Annotated in this window: 11 protein-coding genes; 8 read left to right on the forward strand and 3 right to left on the reverse strand. The window is 72.9% G+C overall.

From position 1 onward, the window contains the following. Positions 1-397 precede the first annotated feature (397 nt). From glgX to GXW83_RS28805, 3 genes are read left to right on the forward strand one after another with little or no spacing between them, the layout of a single operon-like run. On the forward strand, positions 398-2,845 hold the full coding sequence (gene glgX, locus GXW83_RS28795) for a glycogen debranching protein GlgX (protein WP_182445969.1): 2,448 nt from the start codon (positions 398-400) through the stop codon (positions 2,843-2,845). A 60-nt stretch (positions 2,846-2,905) separates the two neighbouring features. Continuing rightward, a complete protein-coding gene (locus GXW83_RS28800; protein ID WP_225447312.1) occupies positions 2,906-3,427 on the forward strand; it encodes a sigma-70 family RNA polymerase sigma factor in 522 nt (173 codons plus the stop codon). Next, positions 3,424-4,131 (forward strand): anti-sigma factor, encoded by a 708-nt coding sequence (locus tag GXW83_RS28805; protein ID WP_182445971.1) that lies wholly within the window; start codon positions 3,424-3,426, stop codon positions 4,129-4,131. The genes GXW83_RS28800 and GXW83_RS28805 overlap by 4 nt, the downstream gene beginning before the upstream one ends. Positions 4,132-4,146: 15 nt before the next feature. On the opposite strand, the gene GXW83_RS28810 is transcribed toward GXW83_RS28805, so the two are convergent. Then, entirely contained in the window at positions 4,147-5,790 is a 1,644-nt protein-coding gene (locus GXW83_RS28810; RefSeq protein WP_182445972.1) for a metallophosphoesterase family protein, read from the reverse strand. A gap of 305 nt (positions 5,791-6,095) precedes the next feature. Between GXW83_RS28810 and GXW83_RS28815 the strand changes: the two genes are divergently transcribed. Both GXW83_RS28815 and GXW83_RS28820 read left to right on the forward strand, forming a co-directional pair. Then, positions 6,096-8,027 (forward strand): ABC transporter ATP-binding protein, encoded by a 1,932-nt coding sequence (locus tag GXW83_RS28815; RefSeq protein WP_182445973.1) that lies wholly within the window; start codon positions 6,096-6,098, stop codon positions 8,025-8,027. Then, on the forward strand, positions 8,024-9,997 hold the full coding sequence (locus GXW83_RS28820; RefSeq protein ID WP_182445974.1) for an ABC transporter ATP-binding protein: 1,974 nt from the start codon (positions 8,024-8,026) through the stop codon (positions 9,995-9,997). Before GXW83_RS28815 ends, GXW83_RS28820 begins: the two co-directional genes overlap by 4 nt. Positions 9,998-10,073: 76 nt before the next feature. Here GXW83_RS28820 and GXW83_RS28825 read toward each other — a convergent pair whose 3' ends face one another. Next, positions 10,074-10,709: a hypothetical protein gene (locus GXW83_RS28825; protein ID WP_182445975.1), complete on the reverse strand. Its 636-nt coding sequence runs from the start codon at positions 10,707-10,709 to the stop codon at positions 10,074-10,076. A gap of 108 nt (positions 10,710-10,817) precedes the next feature. Between GXW83_RS28825 and GXW83_RS28830 the strand changes: the two genes are divergently transcribed. The 3 genes from GXW83_RS28830 (at position 10,818) to GXW83_RS28840 (ending at position 12,630) form a co-directional block, all read left to right on the forward strand. Then, complete coding sequence (locus tag GXW83_RS28830) at positions 10,818-11,573, forward strand: DUF5753 domain-containing protein (protein WP_182445976.1); 756 nt, start codon at positions 10,818-10,820, stop codon at positions 11,571-11,573. A gap of 5 nt (positions 11,574-11,578) precedes the next feature. Then, the gene (locus GXW83_RS28835) at positions 11,579-11,791 is read left to right on the forward strand and encodes a DUF397 domain-containing protein (RefSeq protein ID WP_182445977.1); all 213 of its coding nucleotides are present in this window, start codon (positions 11,579-11,581) and stop codon (positions 11,789-11,791) included. A gap of 71 nt (positions 11,792-11,862) precedes the next feature. Next, a complete protein-coding gene (locus tag GXW83_RS28840) occupies positions 11,863-12,630 on the forward strand; it encodes a GntR family transcriptional regulator (RefSeq protein WP_182445978.1) in 768 nt (255 codons plus the stop codon). Positions 12,631-12,721: 91 nt separating this feature from the next. On the opposite strand, the gene glgP is transcribed toward GXW83_RS28840, so the two are convergent. Then, on the reverse strand, positions 12,722-15,499 hold the full coding sequence (gene glgP, locus GXW83_RS28845) for an alpha-glucan family phosphorylase (protein WP_182445979.1): 2,778 nt from the start codon (positions 15,497-15,499) through the stop codon (positions 12,722-12,724). Positions 15,500-15,958 lie beyond the last annotated feature (459 nt).

The raw sequence follows: 15,958 nt of genomic DNA on the forward strand, positions 1-15,958 counted from the left end.
AAACCCTGCTGGCAGAACCCCTGCCGTCGGAAACGGCTTCGTCCAAGGCGCAGCGCGCCCGTGTCAGCTTCAACCGACTCTCCCCTCCCGAAGCGTGCACCCTCTTCAACGCTCCGCGCCCCCGAAACGCTGCATCGCCCGATGCGCGTTCGGCGTGTCGCACGCGGTGGAACCGGGCGAGCCTAGCCGCGCCGCCCGGCCGATCCCCTCGGGATCCGGCAGCGTCCCACGAACGGGTGGCGGCAGCCGTCCCCCAGCCGGGCCCGGACACGGCCGGGACACCTCGGCGACACCTCCGGGACAGGAACATCACCCCTGCTACGTGACTTTCGTACCAGGGGAGGGAACGTACATTCCAGTCGGGGAACGGGACTCCCCGCGGCGGGGAGGTACGGCGATGGCTGCTTGGCAGGGGGCGGAGCCCGACGGGGAGGGCCGCCGCGCGGACGCCCCGGAGCCCGACCCGGCACGGCCGGGGCCCGGTCGGCCGGACGGGCCCGGCCCGGCCGATCCGAGGCGCGGCCCGCGCGACCGCAGCGGGCTGCACCTGGTCCCGGCGGCGGATCCGCTGCCCGAGGACGACCCGGACGCACGCTCCGGCCCCGCCCTGGACCCGGTCCCCGGCCTCGACCCCGGCCTGGCCCCCGGCGTGCCCGGCGCCCCGGCCGTGCGCCCCGCACCGGCGCCGCCGGTCTGGCCGGGCAGCTGGCAGCCGCTGGGCGCGCGCTTCCACCTCGGCCCGGACGGCCGCCCGGGCACCAACTTCGCGCTGTGGGCGGCGGGCGCGGAGGCCGTCGAGCTGTGCCTGTTCGACGAGGACGGCCAGGAGAGCCGCCATCCGCTGGCGGAGCAGCACTTCCAGACCTGGCACGGCCACCTGCCGGGCGTGCTGCCCGGGCAGCGCTACGGCTTCCGGGTGCACGGCCGCTGGGATCCGTGGACCGGCGCGCGCTGGAACCCGGCCAAGCTGCTGCTCGACCCGTACGCCCGGGCCGTGGACGGCGGCTTCGTCCTGCACGACGCGGCCTACGGGCACGTCCGGGGCTGGCCGGAGCGGGACGTCGCCGACACCGTCCGCGACAACCGCGACTCCGCCCCGTACGCGCCCAAGGCGGTGGTGGTGCACGACGAGGACGACTGGTCCGACGACCGGCGGCCGAAGACCCCGTGGGCCGACACCGTCCTGTACGAGCTGCACGTCAAGGGCTTCACCAGACGGATGCCCGGCGTGCCCGAGCAGCTCCGGGGCACCTACGCCGGGCTGGCGCACCCGGCCGCCGTGGCCCACCTGGTCCGGCTGGGGGTGACCGCGGTGGAGCTGCTGCCGGTGCACCAGTTCGCCGACGAGGAGCACCTGCAGCAGCGGGGCCTGTCGAACTACTGGGGCTACAACACCATCGCCTTCTTCGCCCCGCACGGCGGCTACGCCGCCACCGGCACCCGGGGCCAGCAGGTCACCGAGTTCAAGCAGATGGTGCGGGCGCTGCACGCGGCCGGGATCGAGGTCATCCTGGACGTGGTCTACAACCACACCGCCGAGGGCGGCGAGTGCGGGCCGACGCTGTCGCTGCGCGGCATCGACAACGCCGGCTACTACCGGCTGCAGCCGCACAACCGGCGCGCCTACGCCGACTACACCGGCTGCGGCAACACCCTGGACACCACCCAGCCGCAGGTGCTGCGGCTGGTCCTGGACTCGCTGCGGTACTGGGTCAGCGAGATGGGCGTGGACGGCTTCCGGTTCGACCTGGCGGCGGCCCTGGCCCGCTCCCCGCACGAGGTGTCCATGGTCTCGCCGTTCCTGTCGGCGGTCTCCCAGGACCCGCTGCTGAGCCGGGTCAAGCTGATCGCCGAGCCCTGGGACGTGGGCCTCGGCGGCTACCAGGTCGGCAACTTCCCGCCGCTGTGGACCGAGTGGAACGACCGCTACCGGGACACCGTCCGGGACTTCTGGCGCGGCGCCAAACCGGACGTGCGGGAGCTCGGCGACCGGCTGGCGGGCTCCTCCGACCTGTACCGGCGCGGCGGGCGGCGGCCCTACGCGTCGGTCAACTTCGTCACCGCGCACGACGGCTTCACCCTGCGCGACCTGGTCTCCTACAACTCCAAGCACAACGAGGACAACGGCGAGGACAACCGGGACGGCAGCAACGACAACCGCTCCTGGAACTGCGGCGCCGAGGGCGAGACCGACTCCGCGCCGGTGAACGCGCTGCGGCGGCGGCAGCTGCGCAACCTGACCGCGACCCTGCTGCTCTCCACCGGCGTGCCGATGCTGGTCGCGGGCGACGAGATGGGCCGCACCCAGGGCGGCAACAACAACGCGTACTGCCAGGACAACCAGGTCGGCTGGATCGACTGGTCGCTGCGGGACGACCCGCGCTGGCGCTCGCTGCTCCAGCTGACCGCGCGGCTGATCCGGCTCCGCCGCGAGCACCCGGTGCTGCGCCAGCGCGCGTTCTTCTCCGGCCGCCCGGTCCACCCCGGCGGCGGCCTGCGCGACCTGGCCTGGTTCAACGCGCGCGGCCGGGAGATGACCGAGGCCGACTGGTACGCCCCGGGCGCGACCCTGGGCATGTTCCTGTCCGGCAAGGAGATGTCGGAACGCGATCCGATGGGGCGCGAGCTGAGCGACGAGAGCTTCCTGCTGGTGCTGCACGCGCACCACCGCTCCACCCGCTTCGTGCTGCCCGGCAGCCCCTGGGCACAGGAGTACGAGACGGTCGTGGACACCGCCCTGGAGGACCAGAGCCGAGCCCCGGGGACCCGCTCCCCCGCAGGCCAGGCCGTCACCGTGGCCGGCCGTTCGCTGCTGCTGCTGCGCGCCTGCGACGGGCCGGGGTGAGCCGCGGGCCGGATGCCGGCCCGGCGTGAACTTTCCGCGAGGGTGGTGCGTACTGGAGGCGTGGACCAGTCACCGGCGCACGACGCGGAGTTCGTGCGGACCCTCTACGCACGGTACGGACGCTCCGTGCTCGGGCGGGTGCTGCGCCTGGTCAACGGGGACTACCAGCGGTCGGAGGACATCGTGCAGGAGACCTTCCTGCGCGCCTGGCAGCACCGGGACTCGCTGGACGCCGACCGGGCCGGGCCCTGGCTGCACACCGTCGCGCACAACCTGGTGGTGTCCTCCTACCGCCGGGCGCAGGCCAGGCCGCCGGAGGCGCCGCTGCCGGACGACGGCCTGCCGGACGGCAGCGAGGCGGAGCTGGACCGGATGCTGGAGCGCTGGCAGCTGGTGGAGGCGATGCGGGTGCTCCGCCCGGAGCACCGCGAGGCGCTGATCGAGGTGTACTACCTGCGGCGTACCGTCGCGGAGACCGCGGAGCACCTGGGCGTGCCCCCGGGCACGGTGAAATCCCGCTGCTACTACGGCCTGCGGGCACTGCGCAACGTTCTCGAGGAGAAAGGGGTGACATCCCCATGACGACACCGTGCCGGGAGAGTGTGGCGCTGGGCGCCTACCTGCTCGGGGCCCTGGACCCCGAGGAGCGCAGGGCGGTGCAGGTGCACCTCGCCGACTGCCCGCACTGCCGCGCGGAGCTGCTGGAGCTGGCCCCGCTGCCGGGGCTGCTGCGGCACACCGCCTTCGAGGAGCTGCCGGAGAGCGCGGCCGCCGCCGAGTCGCTCAGCCCCGTCCGTGCGGAGCCCCGGGACGAGCAGCCGGTCCGGCAGCGGGCCGAGCCGCTCCCCGCCGACCCGGCGCCGCTGCGGCACCGCAGGCCGGGCCGGGGCCGCCTGGTCGCCGCGGGGCTCGGGCTGGCGGCGGCCGTCGCCGGGGTGGCGGTGTACGCCGCGGTCGCCCGGGACCAGTCGCCCGGCCGGGCGGTGGCCGCTGCGACCTGGCACGCCACCGACTCGGCCACGCACGTGTCGGCGACGGCCGCGGTGACCCCGGAGGTGTGGGGCACCCAGTTCCAGCTGAAGCTGACCGGGCTGCCGTCCGGCATCACCTGCCGGCTGGTGGTGCACGGCAGCGACGGGCGCAGCGAGACGGCGGGGACCTGGGGCTCCGGCTACTCGGCCTCGGCCTCGGTCCCCGCGTCCACCTCGATCAGCCCCTCGCAGATCACCGATCTGGACATCGTCTCGGGGACCGGCACGGTGCTGGTGCAGGTGCCGCCGGGCTGAGCCCGGCGGGCGCGGTCAGCGCTTGTCGCTGCGGGGGCGCTGCAGCACGAAGGTCTCCAGCGGCGCGATCGCCCCGTCCGGCTGGCTGACCGTGTAGTACGTGACGTGGATCCGGGTGGTGGCGCCGGGGTGGGTGCCCGGGTCCACGGTGAAGGCGGCGAAGCCGTAGGAGTGGTCCAGGTCGCGCACGCCGACCCAGGGCGCGCTCTCGTACACGTACGTGGGCGTCTTCTTGCCGTTGCTGCCGACCGCGCCGACGGCGGTGATCACCTTGGCCTGCGCGGGGACGAAGAACTCCTCGTTGGACGGCGAGGAGTTGCCGCCGCCGCCGAGCACCATGTGCACCGTCCCGGCGGAGGTGTCGATGACGTCGGTGGCGCTGGAGACCGGGTTGGGCGTCAGCGTCTCGCTGCCGGAGACCGTGCCGCGCACCGCCAGCGAGCGCTCGTAGTCGTGCTCGTGGCCGCAGACCACCAGGTCGACGCCGTAGCGGTCGAACAGCGGGCCCCACTGCTCGCGGACGCCGAGGTCGGCGCCGTTGGCGTTGCTGGAGCTGATGACCACCTGGTGCATGCAGACGACGATCCAGTCGATGTCCGTGTCGGCGCGGGCCTGGCGCAGGGTCTTCTCCAGCCAGATCCGCTGCGCGCCGCCGCTGTAGCCGGAGACGTAGGCGTCGCCCGCGTCCTGGAGTGCCACGTCGTCGTTCTGCAGGACCACGACCTGCACCGAGCCGACCGCGAAGGTGTACCACAGGCCCTGCAGCTCGGGGTCGGTCGAGCCGTTGCCGGGCAGCGCGAAGCGGGTCTGGTAGCCGGTGAAGCCGATCGGGCCGTTCTTCAGCTCGTTCTCGTGGTTGCCGGCGGCGGGCATCCACGGCCGGTAGCGGGCCGAGCGGGTGTTGTTGGCGTGGAAGCCCTGCCAGGTCCGCAGCCGGTCCGGGCTGATGTTGGCGTAGCACAGGTCGCCGTTGAGCAGGTGGAACAGCGGGTCCACCTGCTCGATCCCGGCGACGATGTCGGCGGAGGCCGGGGAGGCGATGCCGGAGGGGACGGCGGTGTAGCCGCCGCTGCCGTTGGGCTGCCAGGTGGTGATCGGCACGGCCTGGTCGCCGAAGCTGGTGAAGGTGAAGGCGGTGCGGCCGCGCGGCGCGGTGCGGAAGGTCCCGGCGTCGGGGCGGGCGCCGTCGTGCATGGCGGCGTAGGTGTAGTAGGTGTCCGGGTCGAGCCTGGTCAGCCGGGCGTGGTGGACGTACACCACGCGGTTGCTCTCGCCGTCGGTGTAGGTGACGGTCTCGGCGGCGACGGTGCGGCCGTGGCCGCCCTCGGCGGTGCCGTAGCGGACGCGCGGGTTGCGGACGTCGCCGTCGGTGGTCCAGGAGACCGACATCTGGCTGGTCGGGTCGGCGCCGAAGGTCAGGTGCAGGCCCTCGACGGCGGGCGCGCCGAGCACCTCGGGGCGGGTCAGCAGCAGCGGCGAGCCGGCGGGCGCGGTGGCGCCCGGGGCGGCGGTCGGCGCGGCGGAGGCGGCCTGCGCATTGCCCAGCAGGGCGGGCGCGGCCAGGCTGAGCGCCCCTCCGACGCCCGCGAGCCGGAGCGCGGAGCGGCGGTCCACGCCCTGCGGGGCATCCGGGGTCGAACTGCCGGTCTGGTCGCTCATGGGGGTCTCCCGAGGTGTCGGCACTGGTGCGGGACACGCTAGGGGTCGTCGACTCCCCTCGGATGAACGGGAACTGACGTCAACTTGAACCACTGCGCGGCCATGTGGACGCCGGATGGAGAGCTGCGGCCGGAAAACCAGATGAGGGCTGTCGGTGGTCCGCCGTACGCTCACAGACGATGCCCGACAACCCGCCGCCTGCTTCCGGGCCACAGCCCGGGGGCCGACCCGTGCCGCCGACACCGTCCATACCGGAACCAATAGCTCCGGAGACCCCGGATGCGACAGAACCGGACGTAACCGCCATGACTGAGCCGCTCGCCCTGCCCGACACCCCCGACGCCGACTCCCCCCGCCCGGACGCCGCCGAAGCCTCCGCGGACGCTCCCGCTGACCTTGCTGCGGACGGTTCCCCGGCCGCCGCGCCCGCCGCCGACGAGCGCGGGCACTCCACCGTGCGCTCGCTGCTGCGCATCTGGCCCTACGCCCGGCCGGTCCGCTGGTACCTGGTCGCGTCCACCCTCTGCGCGCTGGTCGCCTCGCTCGCCGGGCTGGTCATCCCGCTGGTCCTGAAGCAGATCGTGGACGGCCCGATCGGGCACCACGACGTCGCCGGGCTGTGGTGGCCGTCCGCGCTGCTGCTCCTGCTGGGCCTGGCCGAGGCGCTGTTCTTCGGGCTGCGGCGGCTGTCCGTGGCCCGCCCGTTGTCGAACGTCGAACGCACCATGCGCGCCGACCTGTACGCCCGGCTGCAGCGGCTCCCGGTGAGCTTCCACGACCGCTGGGCCTCCGGGCAGCTGCTGTCCAGGGCGACGTCGGACATGTACACCATCCGGCTGTTCCTCGCCTTCCCGCTGGTCTTCCTGATCGTCAACTCGATGGTGTTCGTGGTCGGGATAGGCATCATGTTCGCGCTGGACTGGCAGCTCGGCCTGATCGCGGTCGTCCCGGCGATGCCGCTGATCATGCTGTGCGCCTACTTCGAGCGCCGCTATTCGGTCGCCGCCCGGCTGGCCCAGGACCAGAACGGCGACCTGGCCACCATCGTCGAGGAGTCCGTGCTGGGCATCCGCATCCTGAAGGCGTTCGGGCGGCACCGGACCATGGCCCGGCGCTTCCACGACCAGGCGGTGCTGCTGCGCGGCACGGAGCTGCACAAGGCCCGGCTGCTGGGCAACCTCTGGGCGATCATCGTCGGCCTGCCCGAGGTCGCCCTGGCCTGCTCGCTGGCGGTCGGCGTGGTGCAGGTCGCCCACGACCACACCACCGCCGGGACGCTGGTGGCCTTCCTGTCCACCGCGCTGGCGCTGCGCTGGCCGGTGGAGTCGCTGGGCTGGCTGCTGGCCTACAGCAACGAGGCGGCGACCGCTACCGACCGCTTCTTCGAGGTGATGGACACCCCCGCCGTCGAGGCGGACAAGGCCCCCGAGGCGCTTGAGGCCCTCGAGGCCGCAGCCGCCGCACCGGGCGCGTCCCGCGACGGCATCCGCTTCCAGGACGTGCGCTTCCGCTACCCGGACGCCCCGGACGACTCCCCGGACCTGCTGCGCGGAGTGGACCTGCACATCAGGCCCGGCGAGACCATGGCCCTGGTCGGCACCACCGGCAGCGGCAAGACCACCCTCACCGCGCTGCTCCCCCGGCTGTACGACAGCACCTCCGGCCGGATCACCCTGGACGGCGCCGACATCACCGACCTGCCCCGGAGCGAGCTGCGCCGCCTGGTGTCGGTGGCCTTCGAGGAGCCCACCCTGTTCTCCGCCTCGGTCCGGGAGAACGTGCTGATGGGCGCCCCGGACGCGGACGAGGGCGCGCTCCAGCAGGCGCTGGACACCGCGCAGGCCGATTTCGTCCGCTCCCTGCCGCAGGGCCCGGACACGCAGGTCGGCGAGCAGGGCCTGAGCCTGTCCGGCGGCCAGCGGCAGCGCCTGGCGCTGGCCCGCGCCGTCGTCGGCTCCCCCGAGTTCCTGGTCCTGGACGACCCGCTGTCCGCGCTGGACGTCCACACCGAGGCCCTGGTCGAGCAGGCGCTGCGGCGCGTCCTCGCCGACACCACCGCGCTGATCGTGGCCCACCGGCCCAGCACGGTGCTGCTCGCCGACCGGGTCGCGCTGCTGGTGGACGGCAGGATCGAGGCCGTGGGCGAGCACCACGCGCTGCTCGACAGCTGCCCGGCCTACCGCGAGCTGATGTCCGGGGACCTCGCCGCCGCCGGCACGCACGGCGGCGACGCATGAGCGACCGAGCCACCCTGACCGACCGACACCCGAGCCAGAAGGAGACCGACGTGGACGCGGAAACGCTGGACACCGTCGCCGCCGACCCCGGGAGTCCCACCGCCGGGGACGCCCGGACCGAGGACCCGACCGCGCCCGCCGCAGCCGCAGCCGTGCCCGCAGCCGCGCCCGAGAATGCCCCGCCGGCCGAGGGCGAGGACATCCCGGTCCCGCCCGGCGCGCCGAGGGCGCTGCTGGGCTCGCTGCTGGGCCCGCACCGCACCCGGGTGATCATCGCCGTCCTCATGATCGGCCTCCAGCAGGCCGCGCTCCAGGTCGGCCCATTGCTGGTGTCGGTCGCCATCGACCGGGCCATCCCGGCCCTGCGCGCCCACGACTGGGGCCCGCTGATCGCGCTCACCTCGGCGTACCTGGGCTGCGCCGCGCTGGCGACGCTGCTGCAGCGCGCGTACATCCGGCTGTCCGGCCGGATCAACCAGGACATCCTGCTCGACATGCGGCAGCGGATCTTCCGTCACGCGCAGCTGCTCAGCCTGGACTTCCACGAGCGGTACACCTCCGGCCGGATCATCTCCCGCGCCACCAGCGACGTCGACGCGGTGCGCGAGCTGCTGAACGAGGGCATGGAGGAGCTGCTGTCCATGGCCCTGCAGATCCTGTACATCAGCGCCCTGCTGATCTACCTGGACTGGCGGCTCGGACTGGTCTCCATCGCCTCGTTCATCCCAGTGATGCTGCTGCAGCGCGCCTACCGGCGCCGCTCCCAGGGCATCTACCGGCTCTCGCGGACGGCGGCGGCCACCGTCATCGTGCGCTTCACCGAGACCATGAACGGCATCCGCCCGGTGCAGGCGTTCCGCCGCGAGGAGGCCAACGAGGCCGCCTTCGGCGAGGTCAACGCCGCCTACACCAAGTCCAACGCGGACAGCATGCTGTCCATGGCGCGGTTCGTGGCCGGCTCGCGGGCCACCGCCAACGTCTGGATCACCGGCATGGTGCTCTGGAGCGCCTACCTGGTCTCGACCCGCTCGCTGGAGCTGGGCGTGCTGGCGGCCTTCGTGCTCTACCTGCGCCGCCTGTACGACCCGATCGACCAGCTGGCGATGTTCGTCAACAGCTACCAGTCGGCCGCCGCCGCCCTGGAGAAGATCGCCGGGCTGCTGGCCCACGAGCCCTCCGTGCCGGAGGCGAGCGAGCCGACGCGGCTGCCCGTCCGGCCCGAGGGTGCGCAGGCCGGCCGCGAGATCCTCTTCGCGGACGTGGACTTCACCTACCGCACCGGCAAGCAGGTGCTGCCCCGCTTCGACCTGCGGATCCCCGCCGGCCAGAGCGTGGCCGTGGTCGGCGCCACCGGCGCGGGCAAGTCCACCCTGGCCAAGCTGCTGGCCCGGTTCTACGACCCGTCCGGCGGCCGGGTGCTGCTGGACGGCGTGGACCTGCGCGAGCTGAGCACCCCGGATCTGCGCGCGGGCGTGGTGATGGTCACCCAGGAGTCCTTCCTGTTCTCCGGGACGGTCGCCGACAACATCGCCATCGGCCGCCCTGGGGCCGCCCGGGAGGAGGTCGAGGCCGCTGCCAAGGCCATCGGCGCGCACGGCTTCATCAGCGAGCTGCCGGACGGCTACGACACCGACGTCCGCAAGCGCGGCGGCCGGATCTCGGCCGGGCAGCGCCAGCTGGTCGCCTTCGCCCGGGCGCTGCTGGCCGACCCGTCGGTGCTGATCCTGGACGAGGCCACCTCCTCCCTGGACGTCCCGGGCGAGCGCGCGGTCCAGGAGGCCATGCGCACCGTCCTGGCCGGCCGCACCGCCGTGATCATCGCCCACCGGCTCTCCACCGTGGAGATCGCCGACCGGGTCCTGGTCATGGAACAGGGCCGCATCGTCGAGGACGGCACCCCCGCCGACCTCATCACCGGCACCGGCCGCTTCAGCCGCCTCCACGAAGCCTGGCGCGACAGCCTGGTCTAGGCCCACTGGCCCGCGACAGGACGCCGCCCCCCGGCGTGATCATTACGCTCGCCGGGGGCGGCCTGGGAGGTGTGTTTCATGCAACGCTCCGGGCTGCAGCGAGTTCCCGCTCCAAGGGGACGACGGTGCAGCCGCGGAGGAGTCTGACCATCTGGGAGGCGAGGACCCAGGCTGCCGAGGGGTCGTGGTAGCCGACCATCGCGGCGCCTCTCACCTGTGCGTAGGGGCCGGTCGGTGAGGGGCCGTAGCAGGCGCCGTAGACGCCCCAGGGGCGTGGGTCCGCGACCCGGATGGCGATGAACGACCCGCTCAGGTGCGGGCACATTCGGCCGGCGATTTCCGCGCACGGCAGGCACAGCGGCGGATGCGTCGCACCGACGCTCTCGGGCCAGCCGCGCCCTTCGACGGCGCGGTCGTCGTGCAGCAGCCACAGCCACCCCTCAGCGGTCCGCGACGCGGGACCGGCACAGACCTGGCACAGCAGACGCTCCATCACCCGCCGCTGCCTCCGCGCGTGCACCCGGTTGTAGACGGGCCGACCCCGGCCGGGGCTGATGCCGGTCCGAGGCCAGAGCACCCCGTGGGCGTCGCGGTCGCCGGGCACTTCGTCGGGAAAGGCGATGCCCCGACCGGGTAACGCCAGCAGCGGCGTGCCGGTCCTCTCCTCCGACTGCCACGCGGCGATGTAAGGAACGACGTCGGGCCGTGCCATGGGCACATGTGACTGCCCATCGGACCGGATCGGCGTACGGGCCACGGATACCTCCTAGCTCACCGGCACTCGCCGGTTGCGGACAGACTGCTTCCAATCGGCTAGGAGTTGGAATGCTCCACGTCGAAGATCTCGCGCATCGAAACCGGCCAGGGCCTCGCCAAGCGCATGGAGATCGAGAAGATGCTCGACCTCTACCGGGTGAGCGATCAAGGCGCCGTGGCCACCATCATGGACATCCACCGCCGGGCAGCCGAGACGGGCTGGTGGGAGCAGGACGAGTTCGAGGCGGTGTTCCCCTCGGGGCTGGGCGTGTACGTCGGTCTGGAATACGACGCCAGACTGGTCCAGAGCTGGGAGATCGCCTACGTCCCCGGACTGCTCCAGACCGAGGCCTACTCACGCGCGGTGCTGAGCAGCAGTCGGCTCGGCCGACCCGACGAGGTCGAACAGCTCGCGGAAGCCCGTGCCCGGCGACAGCAGCGCCTCACTGCCGCCAAAGACCCCCTGGAACTCTGGGCCGTGGTCGACGAGTCCGTGTTCCTGCGGCCCATCGGCGGCGTGAAGGTCATGCGCGAGCAGATCGCCCACCTGCTCGACATGGCGGAACTGCCCACAGTGAATGTCCAGGTGTGCCCTTTGGCCAAGGGGGCGCATCTTGGTCTGCTGGGACCGTTCACCATCCTGGAGTTCGGCCCTTCCGATCCGCGTGTCGTCTACGTGGAGGGGCCGTCGGGCAATCTGTTCGTCGAACGGGACGCCCAGGTCCGTCGGTTCGTCGGGACCTACAGTTCGCTACAGGCCGCAGCGCTCGATCCCCTGGAATCAGCGGCCCTGCTGCGGCATGCCGCAAAGGAGAAATAGCCACCATGAGCATCAACTTCGACTCGCTGAACTGGTTCAAGGCCACCGCCAGCGGCCAGAACGGCGCCTGCGTCGAGATCGCGCACCTCGCGGACGGAGGCGTCGCGCTCCGCGACTCGAAGGACCGGGCACTGGCGCCCCACGTCTACACCGCACAGGAGTGGGACGCGTTCCTCGACGGTGCGCGGAAGGGCGAGTTCGACCGCCCGCAGCCCTAGGGACCTGCCATGCAGCGGCCCGGCGCCGCCCACGGGTGCGCCGGGCCACCGAGAGGTGAGGATCGACTGAGATGCCGGGGGACGACGAGGACGGCTTCGACCGGCGTCCGCTGCACGAGCGGATCGCTGCGGAGTTGCGGGACGAGATCCTGGGCGGGGAGTTGGAGCCCGGTGCCAGTCTGCCGTCGACGGCGCGGCTGACGGAGCGGTTCCGGGCGTCCAACGCCACCGTGCAGAAGGCCGTGCAGGTGCTCAAGGACGAACGGCTGGTGGTCGGGCGCGCGGGGGCGGCGGTGACGGTCCGGGCGCACCGGCAGCAGACCGTGCGGCCTGCCGACTTCGGGCGGCCGGCCGGGCCGGGCGAGCCGTACCGGTGGCTGACCGAGGCGGAGAGGCAGGGCAGGCGTCCGAGCATCCGGCTGGTGGAGGTCGCCGAGGCCAGGCCGTCGCGGGACGCGGCGGTGGCGCTGGGGCTGGCCGATGACGGAACCGCGGTGATGAGGCGCCAGATCCTCTCCCACGACGGCGATCCGATGGAGATGGTCACCTCGTACTACCCGCTCGACCTGGCCCAAGGGACCGCCCTGGCCGAGGCCCGGAGGGTTCCCGGCGGCACACCGGTGCTGCTGGCCGGGCTGGGCTACCCGCCGCTGCGCACGGTGGACCGGGTGTCCGCTCGGGTTCCCACCCAGCAGCAGTACGAGGCGCTGCGGCTGCCCAGCGATCTGCCGGTGCTACGGACGCTGCGGGTGGTGTACAGCGTGGGCGATCGGCCGATCGAGGTCACCGTGATGGTGAAGGCGAGCCATCTGTACGAGCTGCAGTACGAGTTCGACTGACAGCGGGGGCACCGGCGGGTTCGCCGGGCCGGACGGGCGAGTCCCCGGGGGGCGGGTGCCCTCCGGGGACTCGTTCGGGGCGTCGGCCGGGTCAGCGCAGGAGGCCGGAGTCCATGCCGGGGGTTTCCGGGGGCACGGCGATCAGGCCGGTCTCGGTGCCGGACGCGAGCAGGCGGTGCGCCGGGAGGATGCGGACGGTGTAGCCGAAGGGGCCGGTGCGGCCCAGTTCCAGCGGGCCCTCGTAGCGCCAGCGGCCGTCCAGGTCGGCGCGGTCGGCGGCCTTGAGGGAGACGGCACTGGCGTCGGTGATCCGGTCCGCGTCGTCCACCCGGCCGGAGACCACCTGCACGTCCACGTCGGCCGGGTCGAGCCCGTCCAGCGAGACGTGGACCCGCAGCGCCAGGGTGCTGCCCAGCTCGGGGGCGTCCGCCGCGCCGCCGACCTCGACGTGTTCGACCCTGACCTGCGACCAGGCACCGCGGACGCGGCGCTTCCAGTCCGCCAGCTCCCGGGCTCCGGCGTAGGGAACGGCCTCGGCGCCGCCGGCCCCGGCCCCGGCCTCGCCGTGGGCGAGGGTGCGGTGCGCCTCCGCCGCCGGGGTGTACAGCCGTTCGATGTACTCCCGGACCATGCGCCCGGCCAGGACCTTGGGGCCGAGCGTGACCAGGGTGTGCCGGACCATCCCGATCCAGCGCCGGGGCAGGTCGTCCGCGCCCCGGTCGTAGAACCGCTGGGCGACCTGGTGCTCCAGCAGGTCGTACAGGGCCGCGGCCTCGACGTCGTCGCGGCGCTCGGCGTCCGGGCCCTCGGGCTCGGTGCTGATGCCCTCGGCGGTCGGGATGGCCCAGCCGTTGTTGCCGTCGAACCACTCGTCCCACCAGCCGTCGAGCACCGAGAGGTTCAGCGCGCCGTTCAGCGCGGCCTTCATCCCGGAGGTGCCGCAGGCCTCCAGCGGGCGCAGCGGGTTGTTCAGCCAGACGTCACACCCGGGATAGAGGGTGGCGGCCATGTCCATGTCGTAGTCGGGCAGGAAGATGATGCGGTGCCGCACCGCCGGGTCGTCCGCGAACTTCACCATCTCCTGGATCAGCCGCTTGCCGCCGTCGTCGGCGGGGTGGGCCTTTCCGGCGACGACGATCTGGATCGGCCGGGTCGGGTGCAGCAGCAGGGCGCGCAGCCGTTCCGGGTCGCGCAGCATCAGCGTCAGCCGCTTGTACGAGGGCACCCGGCGGGCGAAGCCGATGGTGAGGACGTCCGGGTCCAGTATGTCGGCGACCCAGCCCAGCTCGGCCTCGCTGGCGCCGCGCTGCCGCCAGGAGGCCCGGACCCGCTCGCGGGCGTCGTCCACCAGCTGGGTGCGCAGCCGGCGGCGCAGCTCCCAGATCTCCTGGTCGCCGATGGCCTCGATGCCGGACCAGCGGCGGTCCTCGCCGATGACCATGGCGTCGTCGGTGCGCTCCGCGCCGAGGTGGCGGGCTCCGAGCCGGACCACCTCCGGGTCGATCCAGGTGGGGGCGTGGACGCCGTTGGTGATGGAGGTGATCGGCACCTCCTCGGCGTCGAAACCCGGCCAGAGTCCGTTGAACATGCCACGGCTGACCTGGCCGTGCAGCAGGCTCACGCCGTTGGCCCGCTGGGCCAGCCGCAGGCCCATGGCGGCCATGTTGAACAGGGCCGGATCGCCGTCCGTCCAGCTCTCCGCGCCCAGCGCGAGCACCCGGTCGGCGGGCACGCCGTCCAGGGCGGCGTCGCCGGAGAAGTGACGACGGACCAGCTCGCGGTCGAAGCGGTCGATCCCGGCCGGGACCGGGGTGTGCGTGGTGAACACCGTTCCGGCGCGGACCGCCTCCAGCGCGGCGTCGAAGTCCAGCCCGCCCGGGGCGCCCGCCCCGGAGACCAGCTCGCGGATGCGCTCGACGCCGAGGAAGCCGGCGTGGCCCTCGTTGGTGTGGAAGACCTCGGGCTCGGGGTGCCCGGACAGCCGGCAGTAGCTGCGGACCGCCCGCACCCCGCCGATGCCCAGCAGCATCTCCTGGAGCAGCCGGTGCTCGCTGCCGCCGCCGTAGAGGCGGTCGGTGACATCGCGTTCGGAGGGGGCGTTCTCCTCGATGTCGGAGTCGAGCATCAGCAGCGGAACGCGTCCGACCTGGGCCTTCCAGATCCGGGCGTGCAGCCGGCGGCCGCCGGGCAGCGACAGCACGACGCTGCTCGGGCTGCCGTCCGGCTCGCGCAGCTGGCTGACGGCCAGCTCGTGCGGGTCGAGCAGCGGGTAGCGCTCCTGCTGCCAGCCGTCGCGGGAGAGCGACTGCCGGAAGTAGCCGTGGCGGTAGAGCAGGCCGACGCCGATGACCGGCGCGCCGAGGTCGCTGGCGGCCTTGAGGTGGTCCCCGGCGAGGATGCCGAGGCCGCCGGAGTACTGGGGCAGGGTCGCGGTGATGCCGAACTCGGGCGAGAAGTAGGCGATGGCGGCGGGACGGCCGTGGGGCCGCTCGGGCAGGGCGGACGCGGGGGGCTGGTCGGAGGACGGGCGGTCGGACGGCAGGTGGCCGGAGAGCAGGTGGTCGGACGGGTCGCCGGACTGGTACCAGCGCGGCCCGTCGAGGTAGTCGTGCAGGTCGTCGGCGGCGTCGCCGAGGCGGCGCAGGAAGCGTCGGTCGACGGCGAGCGCGGCCAGCCGCTGCGGGGCGACCGCGCCCAGCAGTCGGACCGGATCACGGCCGGCGCTCTCCCAGACCTCCGGATCGACCGCGCGGAACAGCTCGCGCGTCTCCGGATGCCAGGACCAGCGCAGGTTGAGCGCCAGCTCACTGAGGGCTCGGAGGGGTTCGGGCAGGACGGTACGGACCGTAAAACGTCGAATTGCCTTCACCTCATGGAAGATAGCGTGCTGCTGCGACACTGCGTAGGAACTCCTGCGGGCAGGCGCGGGAATTAACTGATAGTCGGGCGCACGCCGGTGCGCGGCGGCGCATTGGCGCCGAGTGTTCACGCCCCCGGTACGCGGCCGTCGTGCGACCGCCGTATGGACGACCCGCGCATTCCGGTGACACAGTCGAGACTTCCGTTCTGTTGGCCGAAACAAGTGGATACTGGTCTGTGAGCGTTCCGATCAGTGCGAGGATCGGCGCAGGTCAAAAACCTCCTTGCGGCGCGACGAGGCCGCCTGGTCCGCGTACGGCGGCTCCGGCGGCAGGGTCTAGCGAGCCCTTCGTGTTCGCAAGCTGATGCACCATCCGAACTGTTGTCCAGCGTGTCTCCGTTCCTCCCGTGCTCGTTGTATCCAGCGGGCAGCACCGTGCAGCACCCCTCCGAATCGCGCCAGGTACGA

The organism is Streptacidiphilus sp. PB12-B1b (assembly GCF_014084125.1).
Taxonomy (GTDB): domain Bacteria; phylum Actinomycetota; class Actinomycetes; order Streptomycetales; family Streptomycetaceae; genus Streptacidiphilus.

What these genes read in the sequence shown, in the direction of transcription:
- GXW83_RS28805 (WP_182445971.1), top strand. Translation starts at nt 3,424, where the DNA reads ATGACGACACCGTGCCGGGAGAGTGTGGCGCTGGGCGCCTACCTGCTC.
- GXW83_RS28840 (WP_182445978.1), top strand. Translation starts at nt 11,863, where the DNA reads ATGCCGGGGGACGACGAGGACGGCTTCGACCGGCGTCCGCTGCACGAG.
- glgX (WP_182445969.1), top strand. Translation starts at nt 398, where the DNA reads ATGGCTGCTTGGCAGGGGGCGGAGCCCGACGGGGAGGGCCGCCGCGCG.
- GXW83_RS28810 (WP_182445972.1), bottom strand. Translation starts at nt 5,790, where the DNA reads ATGAGCGACCAGACCGGCAGTTCGACCCCGGATGCCCCGCAGGGCGTG.
- GXW83_RS28835 (WP_182445977.1), top strand. Translation starts at nt 11,579, where the DNA reads ATGAGCATCAACTTCGACTCGCTGAACTGGTTCAAGGCCACCGCCAGC.
- GXW83_RS28820 (WP_182445974.1), top strand. Translation starts at nt 8,024, where the DNA reads ATGAGCGACCGAGCCACCCTGACCGACCGACACCCGAGCCAGAAGGAG.
- GXW83_RS28815 (WP_182445973.1), top strand. Translation starts at nt 6,096, where the DNA reads ATGACTGAGCCGCTCGCCCTGCCCGACACCCCCGACGCCGACTCCCCC.
- GXW83_RS28825 (WP_182445975.1), bottom strand. Translation starts at nt 10,709, where the DNA reads ATGGCACGGCCCGACGTCGTTCCTTACATCGCCGCGTGGCAGTCGGAG.